This is a genomic window from Metabacillus sp. cB07, from assembly GCF_016839225.1.
Taxonomy (GTDB): Bacteria; Bacillota; Bacilli; order Bacillales; family Bacillaceae; genus Bacillus_P; species Bacillus_P indicus.
The window spans coordinates 3255110-3275267 of record NZ_CP069296.1 but is presented as its reverse complement, the minus strand read 5'-3'; the positions used below and the strand labels follow the sequence as shown (position 1 = coordinate 3275267).

Below are 20158 nucleotides of genomic sequence, written 5' to 3'. Positions count from 1 at the left end.
TAGGAAATTTACAATATTGTGTCAATCCTTTTACAGATGTTTGAACATCGGGGTCTATTCCAGCACCTGAAAATTCTTCCTTGAGAGCTTTTCATTTTAAAGTGATGCGGGTAGTAATATAATAAGGATAATAGTCGTTCATTCTATTATACCATTTCTTTGGGAAAGTACTATTGACACCTCTTTCCTCTGGGGTGTATCTTAATATAAGCGATTTTTCGGTTTTGGAGGGATTTCCAATGATTACGGCGTTAGAACATACATTTACAGAGAAATTGAAGGGTGCTTTGGATGAAGCGGGACAGTTAGAAGAGCCGGTGATCCTGAGTCAGGTTAAAACATTGCATGAGATCAAGAATCCCCTCCAATTTTATGCGGCTGGCGAACAGCATTTTTCAGGAAGCCGGTTTTACTGGGCCACTCCGGGTGCACGGTTTACGATCTGTGGTCTGGGCAGCGAATGCACAGTGGAAAATGATGCTGTAAGCGACCGTTTTGGGCGCATTGAAACGGAATGGAAGCGCTTCAAAAAGATTGTTCACCATGAAGATAGTGAAAGTTTTCACATAGGTACAGGCGCCCTGCTTTTTGGCGGCTTTTCGTTTGATCCGCATAATCGGAGCAATGAGCAGTGGAGCCACTTTCCGGAATCTAAGTTTTTTCTGCCTTCTGTGATGCTTACGGTGAAGGAAAATGCATCCTATTTAACCATCAACCGGATAATCAGGCCGGATGACGAGCTTGAGGACTGCGCGCTGCACTTTACGGATCTTGCAAATAAAGTACTGACAGCACAGCAGCCGGTGAGCATGGAACCCGCCGGCAATTATTCGCTCGAAGAAGAAGACACACAAGAATGGATGTCCGCTGTCGAAAAAGCTACAGCTTCCATTAAAGGAGGCAAGCTTGATAAAGTGGTGCTTGCACGGGAGGTCAGTGTTTCTTATGAGCGTGATATAAATGTCTATGCAGCTTTAAATAAGCTTCAGACAGAACAGCCTGGAAGCTTTATTTTCTCGATTGAAATCGGCAGCAAGTCTTTCATCGGGGCTACACCTGAGCGGCTTATTAAAAAAGAAGGCAGCAGACTGCTTTCAACATGTCTTGCAGGGTCGATCAAAAGAGGGGATACAAAGCACGAGGATACAGAACTTGGCACTGCCCTCTTAAATGATGAAAAAAACCTGATTGAGCATGACATTGTCGTCAAAATGATCAAGGATTCTTTTGAAGAGTGCTGCAGTGAAATCAGGGTGCCGGACGGTCCGCAGCTTTTAAAAACAAAGAATATCCAGCATCTGTATACGCCGATAGAAGGCACAATGCACGGCGGCAGGTCGCTGCTCAGTTTAGTTGAAAAGCTGCATCCAACGCCTGCACTCGGAGGGTATCCAAAAGCAGGTGCACTTGAGATGATCAGAGACATTGAGCCGATGGACAGAGGATGGTATGCAGGTCCGGTTGGATGGCTGGATTCAGACAACAACGGGGAATTTGCAGTGGCCATCCGGTCAGGGCTGATTGACGGGGAACAGGCATCCCTTTTTGCAGGATGCGGAATTGTAGCAGAATCGGATCCGCAGTCGGAATATCAGGAAACACTCATTAAACTGAAGCCGATGCTTTCTGCTCTGGGAGGTATGCAGCATGAGCAAATCTAAATCACTTACCCTTTATGCAGCAAATTTTGCGGATGAGCTGGCAAAAGCGGGTGTTACAGAAGCCGTCATCAGTCCAGGATCAAGGTCAACACCGATGGCGATGCTGATGGCAGAACACCCTGATATCAACATTCATCTTATGATCGATGAAAGGTCCGCAGGCTTTTTTGCACTGGGGCTTTCCAAAATGCTGAATAAACCGGTAGCGCTGCTGTGCACATCCGGTACTGCAGCTGCAAATTATTACCCTGCTGTCGTGGAGGCATTCTATTCAAGAGTGCCTCTGCTTATTTTGACGGCTGACCGTCCTCACGAACTGCGGGATGTTGGAGCTCCCCAGGCGATTGATCAGATTCATTTTTTCGGACGGTATGCGAAGTGGTTTGCAGACATGGCAATTCCTGAACAAACGGAAGGAATGCTTGCCTACAGCAGAATGATGGCTGCCAGGGCGGCAGGCAAAGCATTGTCATCTCCAGCTGGTCCTGTGCACCTGAACCTTCCATTCAGAGAACCGCTGATTCCTGATTTTGACTTAGAGGACATTTGGAAGAATGGAAGCGGCAGAACACAGCATGTCACCATTAAACCGGGACAGGCAGTTCTTCATGACCCTGAAATAGAGAGGATTGCCGAGTTGCTTTCCGGAAAAGAAAAAGGACTGATTGTGTGCGGGGAAATACGTGATCCGCTCTTTACTGACGCTGTCCTTAAACTTTCAGCAACTTTAAAATATCCAATACTTGCAGATCCCCTTTCTAACTTAAGAACAGGATCTCATGATAAATCTGCAGTCATTGATGGATACGATGCTTTTATGAAAGATGATGAACTTCTAAATGAGCTGAAACCGGACGTCATAATCCGTTTTGGAGCGATGCCGGTTTCAAAGCCGCTGTTCCTGTTTCTGAAACGATCTCCTGAGATTCTGCAGCTGGTGGTCGATGGACAGGGAGGGTACCGGGAACCTACTCTCATGGCTTCTGAAATGATTGAATGCGATGAAAGCTGGTTCTGTGAAAGTCTGTCGGGCAGGGTTTCTCCTGCAGAAAATGAACAATGGCTAAAGACTTGGCAGGAGACAAACAGCACAGCACGTAAGATCCTTTCCTCTCCGGAAGACGGACCGGATGCCATGTTTGAAGGAAAAGTCTTTTCCGAGCTGCAAAAGGCCATGCCTGAAAAAAGCCATATGTTTGTCGGAAACAGCATGCCGATCCGTGATGCTGACAACTACTTTTTAAATTCAAATAAGCGTATTTCTGTACACGCCAACCGGGGGGCAAACGGGATAGACGGAATCGTCTCAACAGCCCTTGGAATGAGTGCGGCTGCAGAAGATCCGCTTTTCCTGGTCATTGGAGACCTTTCCTTTTACCATGACATGAATGGGCTGCTGGCTGCAAAAATGCACAAGTTTGACATGACGGTGATCCTATTGAACAACGACGGCGGAGGCATTTTTTCCTTCCTGCCCCAGTCAAAAGAAGAAAAGCATTTTGAAACGCTTTTCGGGACCCCGACCGGTCTGCATTTTCAGCATGCTGCTTCGCTCTATGATGCGGCATATACCCAGCCTGAGACCTGGGAGGCATTTAGAGATGACGTTGAAAACGCCGCTCGCCGCAAGGGGCTGAATATCATCGAAGTCCGTACGAACCGCCATTCCCGTGTCACGATTCATCGAAACTTGATGAATCGTGTTTCCCAGGAAATAAGAGAGATGATGCGGAAATGATGGTGAAGATAAGAGGGATTTCCTACTCGGTCGAAACGTATGGAGAGGGCCGGCCCCTTGTTCTTCTGCATGGTTTTACAGGATCGGCAGAAACATGGCATCCGTTTCTTGAAATGTTTCAATCCTGCCAGGTGATATTAATTGACCTGATTGGTCACGGAAGGACCGATTCTCCGGCAGATTACCGCCGGTATTCGATGGAAGAGACGGTGCTTGATCTTCATGCACTTTTCAAGGAGCTAGAGCTGGATAAACCTGTGATTGCAGGCTATTCAATGGGAGGCAGGGCAGCCTTGTCCTATGCTGTGCGCTATCCTGAAACAGTCAGCAAACTGATTCTTGAAAGCTGCACACCCGGGCTCCTCTCGAGAGAGGAAAGAAAAAAGAGACAGCAAAGTGACAAGGAACTTGCCGAAATGATTTCAGAAAAAGGAATTCCGCATTTCGTTAAGCATTGGGAGGAGATTCCGCTGTTTGCCTCCCAAAAAGAACTGCCTGAGGCTATTCAGAACAGAGAGCGCAGCAAGCGGCTTAAAAACAATGCAGCCGGCCTGTCAAACAGTCTTCTCGGGATGGGGACGGGCTCACAGACTCCTGTCTGGACCAGCCTTTCTTCCCTTCATATCCCTGTCCTTCTCATCTGCGGAGAGCGGGATGAGAAGTTCTGCAGGCTTGCAGAAGAGATGAAAGGTTTGCTCCCTCTTTCGACATATATTAAAATGAAAGATGCAGGTCACGCAGTTCATGTGGAACAACCGCAAATCTTTGGTAAAATAGTAAATGAGTTTATGAATAAGTAAACGTATTCAAAAGGAGGCTGTACGCGATGACAGTAGAATGGGTAGCTGAACGCAAGTACGAAGATATTTTATATGAAACGTATAATGGGATTGCCAAAATCTCGATAAACCGCCCGGAAGTACATAATGCATTCCGTCCAAAGACAGTGATGGAGCTGATTGACGCTTTTGCCTATGCAAGAGACGATGCAAATGTGGGAGTCATCATTTTAACAGGCACAGGCGAAAAGGCATTCTGTTCAGGAGGAGACCAGAAAGTCCGCGGACATGGCGGATATGTTGGAGAAGATCAGATTCCAAGGCTGAATGTTCTTGACCTTCAGCGCCTGATCCGTGTTATTCCGAAACCGGTTATCGCGATGGTTGCAGGATACGCAATCGGAGGCGGACATGTTCTTCACATCGTATGTGATCTGACAATTGCGGCTGACAATGCTGTATTCGGACAGACTGGACCAAAGGTTGGAAGCTTTGATGCAGGATACGGTTCAGGATACCTTGCCCGTATTGTGGGACATAAAAAAGCGAGAGAGATCTGGTTCCTATGCCGCCAGTACAATGCACAGGAAGCGCTGGACATGGGTCTTGTCAACACAGTAGTGCCTCTTGAAAAACTTGAAGAAGAAACCGTTCAGTGGTGTGAAGAGATTCTTGAGAAGAGTCCGACTGCCATCCGCTTCTTAAAAGCTGCATTTAATGCGGATACAGACGGACTTGCCGGCATCCAGCAATTTGCAGGTGACGCAACGCTTCTTTATTACACGACAGATGAAGCAAAAGAAGGAAGAGACGCTTTCAAAGAAAAGCGCAACCCTGACTTCAAACAGTTCCCAAGATTTCCTTAAGGACATGCAGCAGCTTGATGAGTTCATCAAGCTGTTTTCTTTTATGCAAATTTGCCGAAGCTACTAGCATATGAAAGTTGGTGAAAACATGACAATGATGCCAAACTGGCTGATGCAGAGGGCTTTTTTGACGCCCGAACGGATCGCGGTTGCAGCGGAGGAAGAAACGGTAACCTTCCATGAACTGCACATCCGAACACTCCGAAAAGCAGCCGCCATGCAAGGAGAAGGCATGGGAAAAGGGAGCCGCTGTGCGGTTCTTATGAAGAACAGTCTTGATATGGCCGTCACCATTCATGCTCTTGCCTATATTGGGGCACAGGCCATATTGCTGAATACACGCTTGACAGCAGCAGAGCTTGACTATCAGCTGCGTGATTCAGAAGCAGAGTATCTCCTGTACCATCATGCCCTGGAACATCATTGGGAGAAGCCAAGCTGGATTTCTATAGACAGCAGGAACCTTGAAAGTCTTACAGAAACTGAAATGTTTGAAAAAACATTTCATCTGGATGAGACGGCGACCATTATGTATACATCCGGAACGACAGGGAAACCGAAAGGCGTGATGCAGACCTTCGGGAACCATTACTGGAGCGCTTCCGGATCCTCTTTAAATCTTGGGCTTCATCATGATGACCGCTGGCTTTGTGCGGTTCCTCTTTTTCATATCAGCGGTCTTTCCATTTTAATGAGAGGAATTATTTATGGAATGACCGTTGTGCTTCATGAAACATTTCAGCCTGAAAAAGCAAATAAGGCGATCATGGAAGAAGGAGTAACCATTGCATCGGTTGTGCAGGCAATGCTGACACGGATGCTTGAAGACCTTGGTGATGCAAAGTTTCCAGACAGTTTGCGGGTCATGCTGCTTGGCGGAGGCCCGGCGCCCATGCCTCTTTTAAAAGAGTGTAAAGAAAAATCCATTCCGGTCTATCAGACTTACGGAATGACAGAGACTTCCTCTCAAATTGTCACCCTTTCTCCGGAATACAGCTTTTCAAAGCTTGGATCTGCCGGCAAGCCTTTGTTTCCGTGCCGGATTAAAATCATGAACAGCGGAGCAGAGTGTCCTCCTATGGCTGAGGGAGAGATTTACGTCCAGGGGCCAAATGTCACAAAGGGCTACTGGAAGCGGGAAAGCACGTTTCATGACGGCTTTCTTCCTACAGGGGATATCGGCTATCTTGACGAAGATGGGTTTTTATTTGTTTTAGACAGGCGTTCAGATCTAATTGTTTCAGGCGGTGAAAATGTATATCCGGCCGAAATAGAGGCGGTGCTACTGTCGCACCCGTCTGTACTTGAAGCGGGAGCAGCGGGAGCAGATGATTCAAAGTGGGGACAGGTGCCAGTAGCATATGTGGTTTTAAAGGAGCATGTGAGCGAAGCTGAACTGCTCTCGTATTGCAGGGAAAGGCTTGCAAAATATAAACTACCTTCCCGCATATATTTCAGAGACAGCCTTCCGAGAAACGCTTCGAGCAAGCTGATGCGGAGGATGCTTGCGGATGGAGGCAGGCATGATTGACGTCCGGAAAGTGACCCTTCACCATCTGGAGATGAATCTCGTCTCTCCCTTCAAAAACAGCAGAGAAACGGTTCACCGGCGGGAGAGTATTCTGGTTGAACTGGAAGATTCCTCAGGATCCACAGGCTGGGGAGAGGTTGTTGCCTTTTCATCCCCCTGGTATATTGAAGAAACCATCAAGACATGCCATCATATGCTGACATCTTTCCTGATTCCGGATCTTCTCGGTCAAACGTTCCAGCATCCGGAGGCCTATGCAAGTTCCCTTCAGTGGATCAGGCGGAACCAAATGGCAAAGGCATCAATTGAATCTGCTGTATGGGATTTGTATGCGAAGCTTCTTGGCAGGCCGCTTGCAGACGTACTTGGCGGGACCAGAAGTCAGATTGATTCCGGAGTTGTTGTGGGAATGGCGCCTGCAGCAATGATGCTTCAGAAGATAGAGCAGCATATCGATGAGGGATATAAAAGAATAAAAGTAAAAATCGAACCGGGGATGGATGTTGAACTGCTTGAAGAAATCAGAACCCGTTTTCCGGATATTCCTCTTATGGCAGACGCCAATTCAGCTTATACACTCAGTGATCTCGGACATTTGAAAAAGCTTGATTCCTATAATCTGATGATGATTGAGCAGCCGCTTGGCCATGATGATATCATCGAGCATGCGGTCCTGCAGGCTGAAATCAAAACGCCCATCTGCCTGGATGAGAGCATCATCACCTTCAATGATGCGAAAAATGCGATCCAGCTTGGAAGCTGCGGAATCATTAATATTAAACCAGGCCGAGTTGGAGGGCTTGCGGAGTCAAAGAAGATTCACGATCTCTGTGCGGAAAAAGGCATACCTGTCTGGGTAGGCGGCATGCTTGAGACTGGCGTTTCACGGGCACATAACATTGCTCTCGCCTCTCTATCCGGTTTTTCCATTCCAGGTGATATCTCTGCATCTTCACGGTATTGGGAGGAGGATATCATTACACCTGAAGTGAAAGTGGACAAAGGATTGATTGATGTTCCGGCAGCAGCGGGAATCGGGTTTGAAATCGACAGGACGAAATTAGAAAAGTACCGCACCTCCAAAGAGGAATTCACCCTGTAAAAAGGTATTTTACACTAGGGGAAAATGAAGTTTTTCAAATCAAAAACGTGATTTTCCCGCTTTGCTCAGTTTTGCGTTATATGATAAAAAGAGAGTGTAGAGTGATTCGGCATCATTCTAACAAATACCCTCTCTGCCCTTTTTAAGCCAGCTGTCTTCGGATAGCTGGTTTTTTTTGTCGAGAATCTATGATTGACAGACAGAGGGAAATGCTTTAAATTTTGCATAAGGGCAAAAAACTTATACTTGTCAACAAATTATGAAACAAGCTAACTTATTGGCACCCAACCTATCTTTCTTTCATATGATGCTTCAGCGAAAGGAAGACTTTTTTTACCTTAAAATTTGCATACGGGAAACATTTGTTGATTGATGAAAAGGAGGATTTATATGAAAAAACGATTTAGTATGCTGATCGCAGTTTTTATGTTTACGGCAATCATGTCTGCCTGCAGCAAGAGCACAGGCGGAGGGGAAAATGACAAGGTTCAGGTAACGACGGCAATTGCTCAGATTGCGGATGTTGCAGCGAATGTCGGAGGAAGCCATGTAGAAGTCACTTCTTTGATGGGACCGGGAATTGATCCCCATTTGTATCAGGCGTCACAGGGAGACATTCAGAAGCTGAATAAGGCTGATATTATTCTTTACAATGGTCTCCACCTGGAAGGCAAGATGGGCGAGATTTTTGAAAAGATGTCAAATGAAAAGCCGACTGTACCTGTAGCAGAGGCGATACCCAAAACAAAATTGATAAGTGATCCGGCCAATAAAAAAGCACATGATCCCCATGTCTGGTTTGATATTTCATTATGGATGTACACCGTTGATAAAGTGGAAGAGGAGCTGAGCAAGCTTTCTCCTGAAAACAAAGAGGAGTTTGCTGCCAATGCAGCTGCCTATAAAGAAAAGCTTGCAGAAATGGACCAATATGCAAAAGAGCAGGTTCAATCCATTCCTGAAGAGAGCAGAGTTCTAGTTACCGCCCACGATGCATTCGCATACTTTGGGAAGGCATACGGCTTTGAAGTAATGGGCCTTCAGGGACTGAGCACAGATTCTGAATATGGTTTGAAGGATGTTCAAAATTTGGTGGAAGTGCTGACAGAGAAAGAGATTAAGGCTGTTTTTGTTGAGAGCAGCATCTCAGAAAAATCCATTAAAGCGGTTGTCGAAGGTTCTAAGAAAAACGGTCATGACGTGAAGATCGGCGGACAGCTTTATTCAGATGCCATGGGCGAAGAAGGGTCTGAAGAAGGAACGTATCTTGGAATGTTCAAACACAATATCGATACAATCGTTTCATCATTGAAATAAGGCAGGTGCTGATCATGATACCAGTAGCAGTTAACAATTTGACGGTTGCCTATCACCGGAAACCTGTCCTTCAAGAGGTTGGTTTTGAGGTTCCGGAGGGGAAATTAATTGGAATTATCGGACCGAACGGGGCAGGAAAATCAACGCTGATTAAGGCGGTACTCGGGCTGATCCCTTCAGCCTCAGGAGAAGTTGAAATTTACGGGGATTCATATAAAAAGCAGCGTAAGCGGGTCGGCTATGTCCCTCAAAGAGGTTCAGTTGACTGGGACTTTCCGACAAATGCCCTTGATGTTGTGCTGATGGGGCGCTACGGACATGTGGGCTGGATGAAAAGGCCGGGCAAAAAGGATATTGCCTTTGCAAAAGAATGCCTGAACAAAGTGGGCATGCTGGATTTTGCCGACAGGCAAATCAGCCAGCTTTCCGGCGGCCAGCAGCAGCGTGTTTTTCTTGCAAGAGCCCTTGCACAGGATGCAGACGTATATTTTATGGATGAACCATTTGTCGGTGTGGATGCCGCAACGGAAAAAGCCATTATCTCGCTGCTTAACGAACTGAAAGCAAGAAAAAAGACGGTGCTGGTCGTGCACCATGATCTGCAGACTGTAGAAGAATACTTTGACTGGGTATTGCTTTTGAACCTTAGGAAAATCGCTTTTGGTCCGACGGGTGAGGTCTTTAACATGGAGAACCTTCAGAAAACCTACGGGGGCAGACTCACATTCTTGCAGGATCAACAGGTGCTAGTAGACGAAACCAAACAGGAGTGAAGAAATATGATGGAGGAATTAATCTATCAGCTGCAAAATCAAAATACGCAGTGGGTGCTTGTCGGAACAATGCTTCTAGGTCTTGCAAGCGGAGTCCTTGGCAGCTTCGCTCTTCTTAGAAAACAGAGCCTGATTGGAGATGCGATGGCCCATGCCGCTCTGCCTGGAGTTTGTATGGCCTATCTTCTCTACGGTTCTAAATCATTGCTGTGGTTTCTTGTGGGAGCTGCGGTTTCGGGAATGCTTGCTGCTTGGCTTATCGGGATCATTATCAAGCACTCCAGAATAAAAGAGGATTCAGCCCTTGGCCTTGTTCTGTCCGTTTTCTTCGGGTTTGGAATTGTGCTGCTGACTTATATTCAGCATAACCGGGGCGGAAATCAGAGCGGACTGAGTGATTTTATTTTTGGAAAAGCGGCATCGATGGTCGGTCAGGATGTTCAGATTATTACATGGATTGCAGCTGCCCTGCTCCTTCTTACCGCCATTTTCTTTAAAGAGTTTAAACTACTGACGTTTGATCCTCAATTTGCAAAAGGAATTGGCCTGCCGACAACATTTCTGAATGGCCTGCTGATGGTCCTGATTGTCTGTGCAGTTGTAATCGGCCTCCAGACGGTTGGTGTTATTTTAATGGCAGCCATGCTGATCACTCCGGCGATTGCTGCAAGATACTGGACGGATAAGCTTGGACATATGGTGCTTATTGCAGGGCTTATAGGCGGGATCTCAGGTGTTGCAGGGACTCTTCTCAGCACGACAACTGACGGAATGGCAACAGGGCCGCTTATTATTGTTGCAGCGACGACCCTGTTTTTGATATCCCTTGTATTTGCACCGAAAAGAGGCCTTGTGTCAAAAGCGGTGAAACAGTTGAAATTGAAAAGGAAAACGTCGGTTGAACAGCTTCTTCTCTCTTTTTACGATATAACGGAGAATGCCGGGGTGAGTGGGGCATTTTCCCTTCAAGATGTTCTCAGTAAGAGAAAGGTTTCCCAAAGTCTGATCAATAAATCGGTCAAGGAACTTGAAAAGAAGAACCTTGTCATGCAGGCCGGGAGCGATCAATGGAGATTGACAGAAACGGGTTTAATGCATGCCTACGAGCTGACCTTGAATCAGAGGCTGTATGAGATGTATTTGATGCATGAAATGGAGCTTGCCCAGCTTCAGCTTAAAAGCAGGGATGATGTTGATGTGGAGAAAATGCCGTTTGATATGAAGAAGAGGCTGATGAGTCTTCTGAAAGATCACAGCAGAGAGCCAAAACTTCTGCCGGGAACAGCAAATGGCTTAAACAGAAAGGAGTGGCAGGTTCAATGAGCTACGATGCATGGATTCTTTTGACCGGATCACTTGTCGGCATTACATGTGCGATCATTGGCTGTTTCCTGATTCTCAGGCGAATGGCGATGCTCGCTGATGCGATCAGCCACTCTGTTCTGCTCGGAATAGTCGGTGCCTATTTCGTGAGCAAGAGTCTTGACGGTGTTTCCATGTTTATAGGGGCAGCTGTAGTCGGCCTGCTGACAGCTTTTTTAGTTCAGGTGCTGAATGCAAAAGGGGTACAGTCCGATGCAGCAATTGGAGTCGTGTTCACATTCCTGTTTGCAGTCGGAGTTATTCTGCTGTCGCTTTTTGGAGGGAATATTCATCTTGATGTGGATCATGCATTAATGGGGGAGATCACCTTTATTCCGTGGAATACCCTTACACTTGCAGGAATGGATGTTGGGCCAAAAGCGGTCTGGATGCTTGGTTCGGTCCTTGTGATTAATCTCATTCTGATCGCGCTGTTCTATAAGGAGTTCAAAATAACGTCTTTTGATCCTCAAATGGCAGCCGCCATCGGCATCCCTGTCCTTGTTATGCATTATCTGCAAATGGGGATGCTCTCGATTACAACGGTTGCTTCCTTTGACAGTGTCGGGGCGATATTAGTGGTTGCGATGCTGATTGTTCCTGCTTCAGCCGCCTATCTGCTGACAGATAAACTGTCGCATATGCTCGTGATCAGCTCTGGTATTGGTGTTTTGTCCGCAGTCCTCGGCTATTGGTCGGCAACATGGCTGAATGTTTCCATAGCCGGTGCGATGGCTACAGCAGCAGGTGCACTCTTCTTTTTGGCCTTTCTGTTATCGCCAACACACGGTATGCTTTCAAAATGGCTTGCAAAAAGAAATTTTGCTTCCACTAGTGAATAAAAATGATTCTCATTATCAATAATAAAGAAAAGGACAGCCGCAAGCTGTCCTTTTTACTAGAACATTTTACAAATCATGAGGTTTAAATGTTTTACAGTCGGTCTCTTCACTGCGTGAAGCCGTGTCGCCTCTATGGCTCACAACATAAATGGCATCAGCCGTACACTGGTTGCCATTGCCCCAGTACTCACAGTTATTTACTTCGCACTTTACCTCTCTTGGCATAAAAATACCCTCCTTTTAATTAAGGTTCATCTGTTAGTTTTGCTTACTTTCCTGTCTTTCATACGTGAAAAGGGGTCAGTCCCGCTCTGCGTTAATCCGTTAACAAGGAGCGGGACTGACCCTCAGCTTTCCTTTTGATCCAAATAGCGTTTGTCTTTCATGAACAGCCTCCAGAAATAGAAGAAGCCAGGGAAAAGGATGAGAAATCCGACGATGTACGTGATAAAGACGGCATGAAATGTATTCGGGTGTGTAAAGCCGTCCTGTATGGTCACATCCGGATAGAGCATGTAAGGCAGATGTGCACGTCCGTATGCGTAGCTTGCAAGTAAATACTGAGCGACTACAGCTACTACAGCGAGCCTTGGGCGCCCGAGCTTTCTTTTATCCTTTTGGGAAGGAAGAAAGAGTGCTCCGCCGGCAATGAGAAACATGGCTACCGAGCCAATTAGAAATGGGAGATATTCCATCATGTTTGTGTAGATCCAATTAGCTTCATTCCTTAGCGTAAGCATGATCAGAAAGCCCATCACAAGCGAAAGCGGTCCGACAATCAGGGCATCCCGTCTGTAAACTTTATAAGCTTCAGGCTCATTCGCCACATTTGAATAATCCGACAGCAGGAGTGAAGAAAGAAATAGCGTGCTCGTAACGGCAAACCCGCTGAATGCATAGGCATTAGGACTTGTGAACAGTTTATCCAGCTGAAGTTGGTGCGCACCGTCGATAACCTCAATGAAGCCGCCGTGTGTTATCGGGAGCACGAGAAGGAGGATGGCCGGTATAATAAACCCTGAAATTCCGGAAACATACGTCAGCAGTTTGCCGTATCCTGATTTTGAATAGTGGGAAAAAACGAGAAAGCCGCTTCGGATTGCGAGCAGCAGCAGAATAATGCTGCCCGGAATTAAAAGCACAGTGCCCAGGATGAACGTTGCCCCCGGGAAAAAACTGAACAGAGCGACAACTATCGCAACGATAAAAACATTCGTTACTTCCCAGGTTGGCGATAAATAGCGATTGGCAATGTTCGTTGCATTCGTCCGTTCTTTATTGATGTAAACCATGGACCAGAATCCTGCTCCAAAGTCCATCGTTGCCATAACAGCATAGATAAAGACAAATCCCCAGACAACCGTAATGGCAAGCAGAGCATCTGTTGTCATCTTTGCAGCGCCTCCTTCGTAAACGTTTTAATAAACACTGACGCCATCTCCCGGCTTATCGAGTTCTTTTTCAACCGGATTGCGTTTAAAGTAATAGACAAGGACAAGAATCACGGCGAGTCCCAAAATGACATAGACAAGGGTGAACAATATAAAGAGTGTGCCAATCTGACCTGAAGCTGTCACGACATCTTCGGTTTTCAGCAAGCGGTAGATTACCCAAGGCTGTCTCCCTGTACAAGCGAAAATCCAGCCAAACTCAATCGCAAGCATGGACAGGATGCCTGATGGAACAAACAGTACAAGCAGCCATTTCGGAAAATGGGGCCGCTTCAGAATTTTGTACCAGAAAAACCCGATCATGGAAAGGAGGATCAGCAGGCTGCCGATACCTACCATGGCATTAAACAAGGTATGGACAAACAGCGGAGGCCAATATTCTTCCGGAAAATCATTTAAGCCGATAACCTCGGTTTTAAAGCTGTTATCTGCCAAAAAGCTGAGTGCCCACGGGATTTCAATTCCCCATTTCACTTCCTGTGTTTCTCTGTCTGTAAATCCGCCGACAGCAAGCGGAGCATAGCGCTGCGTTTCAAAAAGCCCCTCGGCTGCAGCGAGCTTTTCAGGCTGATATTCATGCAGCATCTGAGCAGATTCGTGTCCGTTCAAAGCGGTCAAAAATGAGAAAATGCCACCGACAATCAGCCCCATCATGAGCGCTTTGCGGTGAAACTTATAAAGCCTTTCATTTTTCATGTTTCTGAGCATTTTATACGCAGCAATTGAAGCAATGACAAATGCTCCCGTCATAAATGCAGAAACAACGACATGTCCAGCCGTTACGATGAAGCTTGGGTTAAAGAACGCAGCCCAAGGATCAACATCAACAATCTCTCCGTTTTCTATCCGGAAGCCCGCAGGAGTCCCTTCAAACGCATGGACATTTGTAATGAGAATCGCGGATGCTGCGGCTCCGATTAAAACAAGCGATACACTGACAATCCTCATTCTAGGGGAGATGCGGTCAGCAGCATACACATAAATGGACATAAACAGCGCTTCCACAAAAAAGGCATAAATTTCAATCTGAAAAGGAAGGGCCATAACCCGCCCGATGACTTCCATGAATCCCGGCCACAGCAAGGCAAGCTGCACACCTGCGATTGTTCCCGTAGGTATAGCAACCCCTAGCAGCACGGCCTGCCCTTTCGTCCAGCGTTTTGCCATCACGGCATAATCAGGATCCTTCGTTTTTTGAAAAAGCAGCTCTGCTATTAAAATCATTAAAGGGAGGCCTACACCAAGCGATGCAAAAATAATATGAAAGCCCATTGTCGTCCCGAACAAGGATCTGGCAAGTACGAGATCATCCATCTGTTTTCCGCCTTTCTTTCCCATGGTTGTAACAATCTTTCCTTATTGTCCGCATTTTTCCATAAAATATGCTTTCAATGTTTCTTTCTTTGCAGGCAGACCCGTTGACAAAAAGACGTAAAGAGGGTAACATATAAAACGTAATAATTACGATTAAAGGAGTGCTGTAAATGAAACAGGGTATCCATCCGGATTATCATAAAGTCGTATATATGGACACAAACAGCGGGTTTAAATTTTTGAGCGGTTCTACTCAAAAATCAAACGAAACAACAGAGTGGGAAGACGGCAATACGTATCCGCTGATCAAAATTGAAATCAGCTCTGATACACATCCTTTCTACACAGGGCGCCAGAAATTCGCAGACCGCGACGGACGCGCAGAGCGCTTCAAGAAAAAATACAACATGTAAAAAGGGAGCCCTGGAGCATCATGTTCCAGGGCATCTTTTTTGTATGATAATCTAGTGGCAGGGAGGTTTTTTACATGAAAAAAATACCCGTTTACACCATAAGCGGTTTTTTAGGAAGCGGCAAAACAACGCTTCTTGTAAAGATGGCGGATGAGCTGAAAAACAGAGGACAAAAAGTAGGCATTATTTTAAATGAACTTGGCGATGAGAACGTAGAGAAGCATTTATTTAAAGATCAGCATGTCCATGAGCTTTTAAATGGCTGTATTTGCTGCACCATTCAGGATGACCTTGTGACGACGCTCAAAGCGTTTAAAGCGGAGCAATCTGTTGACGTCCTTCTAATAGAAGGAACAGGAGTGGCGAATCCGCTTGAAATTAAAGACGTGCTTCTTTCTCCGGCACTGTTTGATGACTATGAGCTTCGTTCGATGATTGGAATTGTCGATGCCAGCCACTACCTCGACTACCAGAGCATGTTCTCAAGCTCGAAGGAAATCCGCTCTCTGCTGAAAGAACAAATTATTTCTTCTGATTTTCTGATTCTGAACAAAATAGACCTGGCAGGGGATAAAGAACTGGAAAAGGTAAAGAAGAAAATTCGGAAAACCGTTCAGGAAGATGTGGAGATCTTTGATGCAGCGTATGGAAACGTACCATTTGAAAAACTGATTGAACAGCGCCATTCTTCCCTTACACTCAGTGAAGGAGGAGGGCACCATCACCATCATCACACGATTGGCACAATTAAGATTGAGGATCCGCGGGTCATGGAACTTTCTGATCTTGAATCCATCCTGAGAGATATTGATGGCCTCATCCGTGCAAAAGGGCATCTCATAGTGGAAGGCACAATGAGGGAGATGCAGTATGCTGCAGGGAAAGCAGTAATATCAAAAGAAAAGGTTGAGAGCGACAAGCCTGTTTTGATCCTGATTGGGCAGAATCTTCCTGCAGAAAGAATAAAGAAACTATTTGTAAAAAGACATACATAAAAATCCCGGCCAAGCTGGCCGGGATTTTTATTGAAGAGCAGTCTTTAACGTTTCAAGATTGCGCTTCATGATGCTGAAATAATCTTCTTTATTTTTAGCATCTTCTTCTGAAATGGACTCAAGATTGGATAGTGTCAGGCTTTCTGCGCCAATTTCATTTTTCACAATGTCTGCGATTTTGCTGTTGACGTTATTTTCAAAAATCACATAATTGATCTTGTTTTCTTTAGCTGTTTCAACGATGGTCTGAAGCTGCTTTTGGGATGGCTCCTGTGTTGGAGAAAGTCCTAAAACGCTGATCTGTTCAATGCCGTAGCGACTTTCCCAGTAGCCGTACGCAGCATGAGAAACCAAGATTTTTTTCTTTTCAGCAGCGTCAATTGTTTCTTTGTAATCAGTATCCAGTTTTTCTAAGTCTGCTTTAAGTGAATTAAAATTCTTCTCGAATTCTTCTTTTGATTCCGGATGAAGCTCTGTCAGGCCGTTTTTGATGTTCTCAGCCATTTGGATGGCAAGAGCTGGATCAAGCCAGATATGAGGATCTTTGTCTCCATGGTCATGAGCGTGTTCTTCTTCAGCTGCATGCTCCTCTTCTTTAGCATGGTCGTCATGTCCCTCTTCAGAAGCATGTTCTTCCTCATGAGCATGGTCGTCATGTCCCTCTTCAGAAGCATGTTCTTTCTCATGAGCATGATCATCATGCGCTTCTTCGTTATGAGAGGAATCAGCAAGCTCAATTCCTTCACCGGCTTTAATGATTTTCACATCTTCTGACTGCAGGGTTTCAGTTGCTTTTTCAGCAAATCCCTCAAGTCCGACGCCTGAGTAGATAAAGGCATCCGCTTCAGCCATGGCAACCATATCTTTTGTAGAAGGTTCAAATGTATGGGCGTCTGCATTCGCAGGATAGACACTTTCAACCTCTACAGCGTCTCCTCCGATTTTTTCAGCAAAATCCTGAACAGGGAAGATCGTAGTATAAACCTTCAGCTTGTCCTTATCGTCTCCGGGTGTTTCATTTCCGCTGTCTGCACAGCCTGCAAGAGCTGTTCCAAGCAGCAGTGCCAGTGCCATTGATAATCCTTTTTTTTCTCATTGTAAGCTCCTTATATATAAATATTTCGTTGGTTTCATCATTTCCTATCACATTATATCGTAATACTTACGATTTGAGAACCGTAAATACTCTGATGGAAAAAGAAAAACCATTCTCACAATTATGAAAAAGCAGGAAGCGGGTCACGCATGGAGGACCAGTCTGATTTCATTTCTTCTTCTATCAGAAGACATTCGTCAAGTGAGGCTTCCACATCAGAACGATTAAGATCAATACCGATGAAAACAAGTTCTGTCATGCGGTCTCCAAATTCCGCGTCCCAGCGCTCAAGCAGCTCAGGCTCTTCCTGAAGGGTTTGAATCCGCTCTTCCTCCGTATAGGCGGCAACCCATTCTCCTGCGCCCTGAATCATGATGGATGTACCTGCCTGGGACAGAAGGCCGGATGTATCATTTCTTGATGCAAGCCAGAAAAAGCCTTTCGCTCTTACGACATCCTGCGGCCAATTCTCAAGCCATGCCATAAACCGCTCAGGATGAAACGGCTTCCGTCTTCTGTAAACAAAGGAAGAAATGCCGTATTCCTCTGTCTCCGGCACATGCTCTTCATTGAGTTCCTTGATCCAGCCGGCGGACTGGCTTGCTTTTTCAAAATCAAAGCTGTTTGTGTCCATAATTTCAGCCAGCGGTACATGGCTGAAGGCGGTTTTAATAATCTTTGCATCCGGATTTAATTTTCTCAGTACACCATATAGTTCATTTACATCCTCTTCTTCGAGTAAATCAGTTTTGTTCAGGAGTAGAACGTCAGCAAATTCGATCTGGTCAATCAGCAGGTCAATGACTTCTCTTGTATCGCTTTCATCTGTTCCCTGTTTCCGGTCCAGAAGATTTTCACCAGAAGAGAAATCCTCCCAGAAGCGGTTCCCGTCCACAACCGTTACCATTGTATCTAAGCGGCAGAAGGCAGAAAGATCAATGCCTACCTCTTCATCAATATAGGTAAATGTCTGGGCAACAGGCACCGGTTCGCTGATGCCGGATGATTCGATAACGATATAGTCGATGTTTCCTTCCTTCACCAGACGTTCGACTTCAATCATCAGATCCTCGCGCAGCGTACAGCATATGCAGCCGTTTTGCATTTCCACCAGTTTTTCTTCTGTACGGCTGACGCTATTTTTAATCAGGCTGCCGTCAATGTTGATTTCGCTCATATCATTGACAATCACGGCAATCCGCCTGTTTTCTTTGTTCTCAAGAATGTGCTTTAAAAGGGTCGTTTTTCCGGCTCCAAGGTATCCGCTTAAAACCGTAACGGGAATTTGTTTGCTCATCATAATCCTCCAGCTTTTTTAAATAGTAATTATTACGATTTACATCATATAGTAAAACGCGCCTAAAAAACAAGTGTTATGATATAGTAAATAAAAAGCTGCCTATTACATGCAGCCAAACTATACCACTTTATAAGGAGAATAGCAGATGAGATTGTTAGAAGAAATTATTGAACACAATTCCCAGTTTGTAGAGAAGAAAGACTACGAAAAATATCAGACGACAAAATTTCCTGACAAAAAAATGGTCATTTTAACTTGTATGGATACAAGACTTGTCGAGCTTCTTCCGCAGGCAATGAACGTCAAGAACGGTGATGTTAAAATTGTCAAAAGTGCCGGTGCCATTGTTGCCCATCCGTTTGGAAGCATAATGAGAAGTATTCTTGTAGCTGTTATGGAGCTTGGCGCAGACGAAGTATGCGTTGTCGGACACCATGACTGCGGCATGAGTGCCCTGAATCCGGAGTCATTTCTTGAAAAAGCAAAAAACCGGGGAATTACCCAGGATAAAATTGATACGCTCCGTTATTCAGGAATTCAGCTTGATGATTGGCTGAAAGGGTTTAATAAAGTCGAAGACAGTGTAAAACACAGTGTAGACGTTATCCGCAATCACCCATTGCTTCCGGGTGATGTTCCTGTACACGGTCTTGTGATAGATCCGTCTACAGGAAAGCTTGATTTAGTAGTGGACGGCTACGGAGTCTGATCCTTTTTTTCCGGAACCGGATCAAAGCCCCCGGGATGAAAAGGATGGCACTTAAGGATTCTCTTTACGGTCAGATAACCGCCTTTTAAAGCCCCAAACCGTTTGACGGATTCTAGCCCGTAATGGGAGCAGGTCGGATAGAAACGGCAGGACGGGGGTTTCAGCGGCGACAGGAATTTCTGATAAAAGCGGATCAGTGCGATAAACAGCTGTTTCATTTTTGATCACCTCTCTGTATGCCTTAAGTATACTGCAAGAGAGAAAAAGTTAAAATTGGAAACACTTATTCAGACAAAAGTGATGAATTTTATCGGAATTAATTGTATGATGAAAAGAGACGTAATAAAGGAGTGGTACTATGCCATCAGTTGAAAGCTTTGACCTTGATCATAATGCAGTGGTTGCACCGTATGTCAGACATTGCGGCGTTCATAAAGTAGGAACAGACGGACTTGTTAATAAATTTGATATCCGCTTCTGCCAGCCGAATAAGCAGGCGATGAAGCCGGATGTGATCCACACACTTGAGCATTTGCTTGCATTCAATATCCGCACGCATGCAGAAAAGTACGATCACTTTGATATTATCGACATCTCGCCAATGGGCTGTCAGACCGGCTACTACCTGGTAGTAAGCGGCGAGCCGAAGGTTGAAGAAATTATCGATCTTTTAGAAGATACATTAAAAGATGCCGTCGAAATTACTGAAATTCCTGCAGCCAACGAAAAGCAGTGCGGCCAGGCTAAACTTCATGATTTAGAAGGAGCCAAGCGCCTCATGCGTTTCTGGCTTGATCAGGATAAAGAAGACCTTGCTAAAGTTTTTGGATAAGAACAGAGAACAGTGCCTTGCGATGCGGGGCGCTGTTTTTTTGAGCCTTTTTACCTGATTGACGGTGGAAAGAAGGG

The 20158-nt window shown here is 45.5% G+C and carries 20 protein-coding genes; 14 read left to right on the top strand and 6 right to left on the bottom strand.

Annotation, left to right across the window (positions count from 1 at the left end):
- Positions 1-239 precede the first annotated feature (239 nt).
- The 10 genes from JOJ89_RS16785 to JOJ89_RS16740 all read left to right on the top strand — a co-directional run bounded on the left by JOJ89_RS16785 (position 240) and on the right by JOJ89_RS16740 (position 11971).
- Positions 240-1661, top strand: a complete 1422-nt coding sequence (locus tag JOJ89_RS16785) for an isochorismate synthase (RefSeq protein WP_203288564.1) — start codon at positions 240-242, stop codon at positions 1659-1661.
- Positions 1648-3399, top strand: a complete 1752-nt coding sequence (gene menD / locus JOJ89_RS16780; RefSeq protein WP_203288563.1) for a 2-succinyl-5-enolpyruvyl-6-hydroxy-3-cyclohexene-1-carboxylic-acid synthase — start codon at positions 1648-1650, stop codon at positions 3397-3399. Before JOJ89_RS16785 ends, menD begins: the two co-directional genes overlap by 14 nt.
- Entirely contained in the window at positions 3396-4199 is an 804-nt protein-coding gene (gene menH, locus JOJ89_RS16775; protein WP_203288562.1) for a 2-succinyl-6-hydroxy-2,4-cyclohexadiene-1-carboxylate synthase, read from the top strand. The genes menD and menH overlap by 4 nt, the downstream gene beginning before the upstream one ends.
- 26 nt (positions 4200-4225) lie before the next feature.
- Positions 4226-5044 (top strand): 1,4-dihydroxy-2-naphthoyl-CoA synthase, encoded by an 819-nt coding sequence (gene menB / locus JOJ89_RS16770; RefSeq protein ID WP_029278762.1) that lies wholly within the window; start codon positions 4226-4228, stop codon positions 5042-5044.
- Between the two features lie 88 nt (positions 5045-5132).
- Complete coding sequence (locus JOJ89_RS16765) at positions 5133-6575, top strand: o-succinylbenzoate--CoA ligase (RefSeq protein WP_203290367.1); 1443 nt, start codon at positions 5133-5135, stop codon at positions 6573-6575.
- Complete coding sequence (gene menC, locus JOJ89_RS16760) at positions 6568-7677, top strand: o-succinylbenzoate synthase (RefSeq protein WP_203290366.1); 1110 nt, start codon at positions 6568-6570, stop codon at positions 7675-7677. The genes JOJ89_RS16765 and menC overlap by 8 nt, the downstream gene beginning before the upstream one ends.
- Positions 7678-8067: 390 nt before the next feature.
- Entirely contained in the window at positions 8068-8994 is a 927-nt protein-coding gene (locus JOJ89_RS16755; protein ID WP_203288561.1) for a metal ABC transporter solute-binding protein, Zn/Mn family, read from the top strand.
- A gap of 14 nt (positions 8995-9008) precedes the next feature.
- On the top strand, positions 9009-9767 hold the full coding sequence (locus JOJ89_RS16750; protein WP_029278770.1) for a metal ABC transporter ATP-binding protein: 759 nt from the start codon (positions 9009-9011) through the stop codon (positions 9765-9767).
- A 6-nt stretch (positions 9768-9773) separates the two neighbouring features.
- The gene (locus JOJ89_RS16745; RefSeq protein ID WP_029278772.1) at positions 9774-11090 is read left to right on the top strand and encodes a metal ABC transporter permease; all 1317 of its coding nucleotides are present in this window, start codon (positions 9774-9776) and stop codon (positions 11088-11090) included.
- Entirely contained in the window at positions 11087-11971 is an 885-nt protein-coding gene (locus JOJ89_RS16740; protein ID WP_203288551.1) for a metal ABC transporter permease, read from the top strand. The genes JOJ89_RS16745 and JOJ89_RS16740 overlap by 4 nt, the downstream gene beginning before the upstream one ends.
- 66 nt (positions 11972-12037) lie before the next feature.
- Here the strand turns inward: JOJ89_RS16740 and JOJ89_RS16735 are convergent, their stop codons facing one another.
- The 3 genes from JOJ89_RS16735 to JOJ89_RS16725 all read right to left on the bottom strand — a co-directional run bounded on the left by JOJ89_RS16735 (position 12038) and on the right by JOJ89_RS16725 (position 14736).
- Positions 12038-12196, bottom strand: coding sequence for a DUF1540 domain-containing protein (locus tag JOJ89_RS16735; RefSeq protein ID WP_081414206.1), 159 nt, complete (start codon positions 12194-12196; stop codon positions 12038-12040).
- Between the two features lie 122 nt (positions 12197-12318).
- Positions 12319-13362: a cytochrome d ubiquinol oxidase subunit II gene (locus JOJ89_RS16730; protein WP_029278776.1), complete on the bottom strand. Its 1044-nt coding sequence runs from the start codon at positions 13360-13362 to the stop codon at positions 12319-12321.
- Positions 13363-13389: 27 nt separating this feature from the next.
- On the bottom strand, positions 13390-14736 hold the full coding sequence (locus JOJ89_RS16725) for a cytochrome ubiquinol oxidase subunit I (RefSeq protein ID WP_029278778.1): 1347 nt from the start codon (positions 14734-14736) through the stop codon (positions 13390-13392).
- A 170-nt stretch (positions 14737-14906) separates the two neighbouring features.
- On the opposite strand from JOJ89_RS16725, the gene JOJ89_RS16720 reads away from it, so the two are divergent.
- On the top strand, positions 14907-15149 hold the full coding sequence (locus JOJ89_RS16720; protein WP_029566204.1) for a type B 50S ribosomal protein L31: 243 nt from the start codon (positions 14907-14909) through the stop codon (positions 15147-15149).
- A 74-nt stretch (positions 15150-15223) separates the two neighbouring features.
- Entirely contained in the window at positions 15224-16144 is a 921-nt protein-coding gene (locus tag JOJ89_RS16715) for a CobW family GTP-binding protein (protein ID WP_203288549.1), read from the top strand.
- Positions 16145-16171: 27 nt separating this feature from the next.
- On the opposite strand, the gene JOJ89_RS16710 is transcribed toward JOJ89_RS16715, so the two are convergent.
- Both JOJ89_RS16710 and JOJ89_RS16705 read right to left on the bottom strand, forming a co-directional pair.
- A complete protein-coding gene (locus tag JOJ89_RS16710; protein ID WP_203288547.1) occupies positions 16172-17218 on the bottom strand; it encodes a metal ABC transporter solute-binding protein, Zn/Mn family in 1047 nt (348 codons plus the stop codon).
- A 143-nt stretch (positions 17219-17361) separates the two neighbouring features.
- Positions 17362-18537 (bottom strand): GTP-binding protein, encoded by a 1176-nt coding sequence (locus JOJ89_RS16705; RefSeq protein WP_203290365.1) that lies wholly within the window; start codon positions 18535-18537, stop codon positions 17362-17364.
- A gap of 148 nt (positions 18538-18685) precedes the next feature.
- On the opposite strand from JOJ89_RS16705, the gene JOJ89_RS16700 reads away from it, so the two are divergent.
- On the top strand, positions 18686-19249 hold the full coding sequence (locus JOJ89_RS16700) for a beta-class carbonic anhydrase (RefSeq protein ID WP_029278787.1): 564 nt from the start codon (positions 18686-18688) through the stop codon (positions 19247-19249).
- Here JOJ89_RS16700 and yidD read toward each other — a convergent pair.
- Positions 19237-19467, bottom strand: a complete 231-nt coding sequence (gene yidD / locus JOJ89_RS16695) for a membrane protein insertion efficiency factor YidD (protein ID WP_029278789.1) — start codon at positions 19465-19467, stop codon at positions 19237-19239. The genes JOJ89_RS16700 and yidD overlap by 13 nt on opposite strands.
- 140 nt (positions 19468-19607) lie before the next feature.
- Between yidD and JOJ89_RS16690 the strand changes: the two genes are divergently transcribed.
- Positions 19608-20081, top strand: coding sequence for an S-ribosylhomocysteine lyase (locus JOJ89_RS16690; protein WP_203288535.1), 474 nt, complete (start codon positions 19608-19610; stop codon positions 20079-20081).
- Positions 20082-20158: the final 77 nt, after the last annotated feature.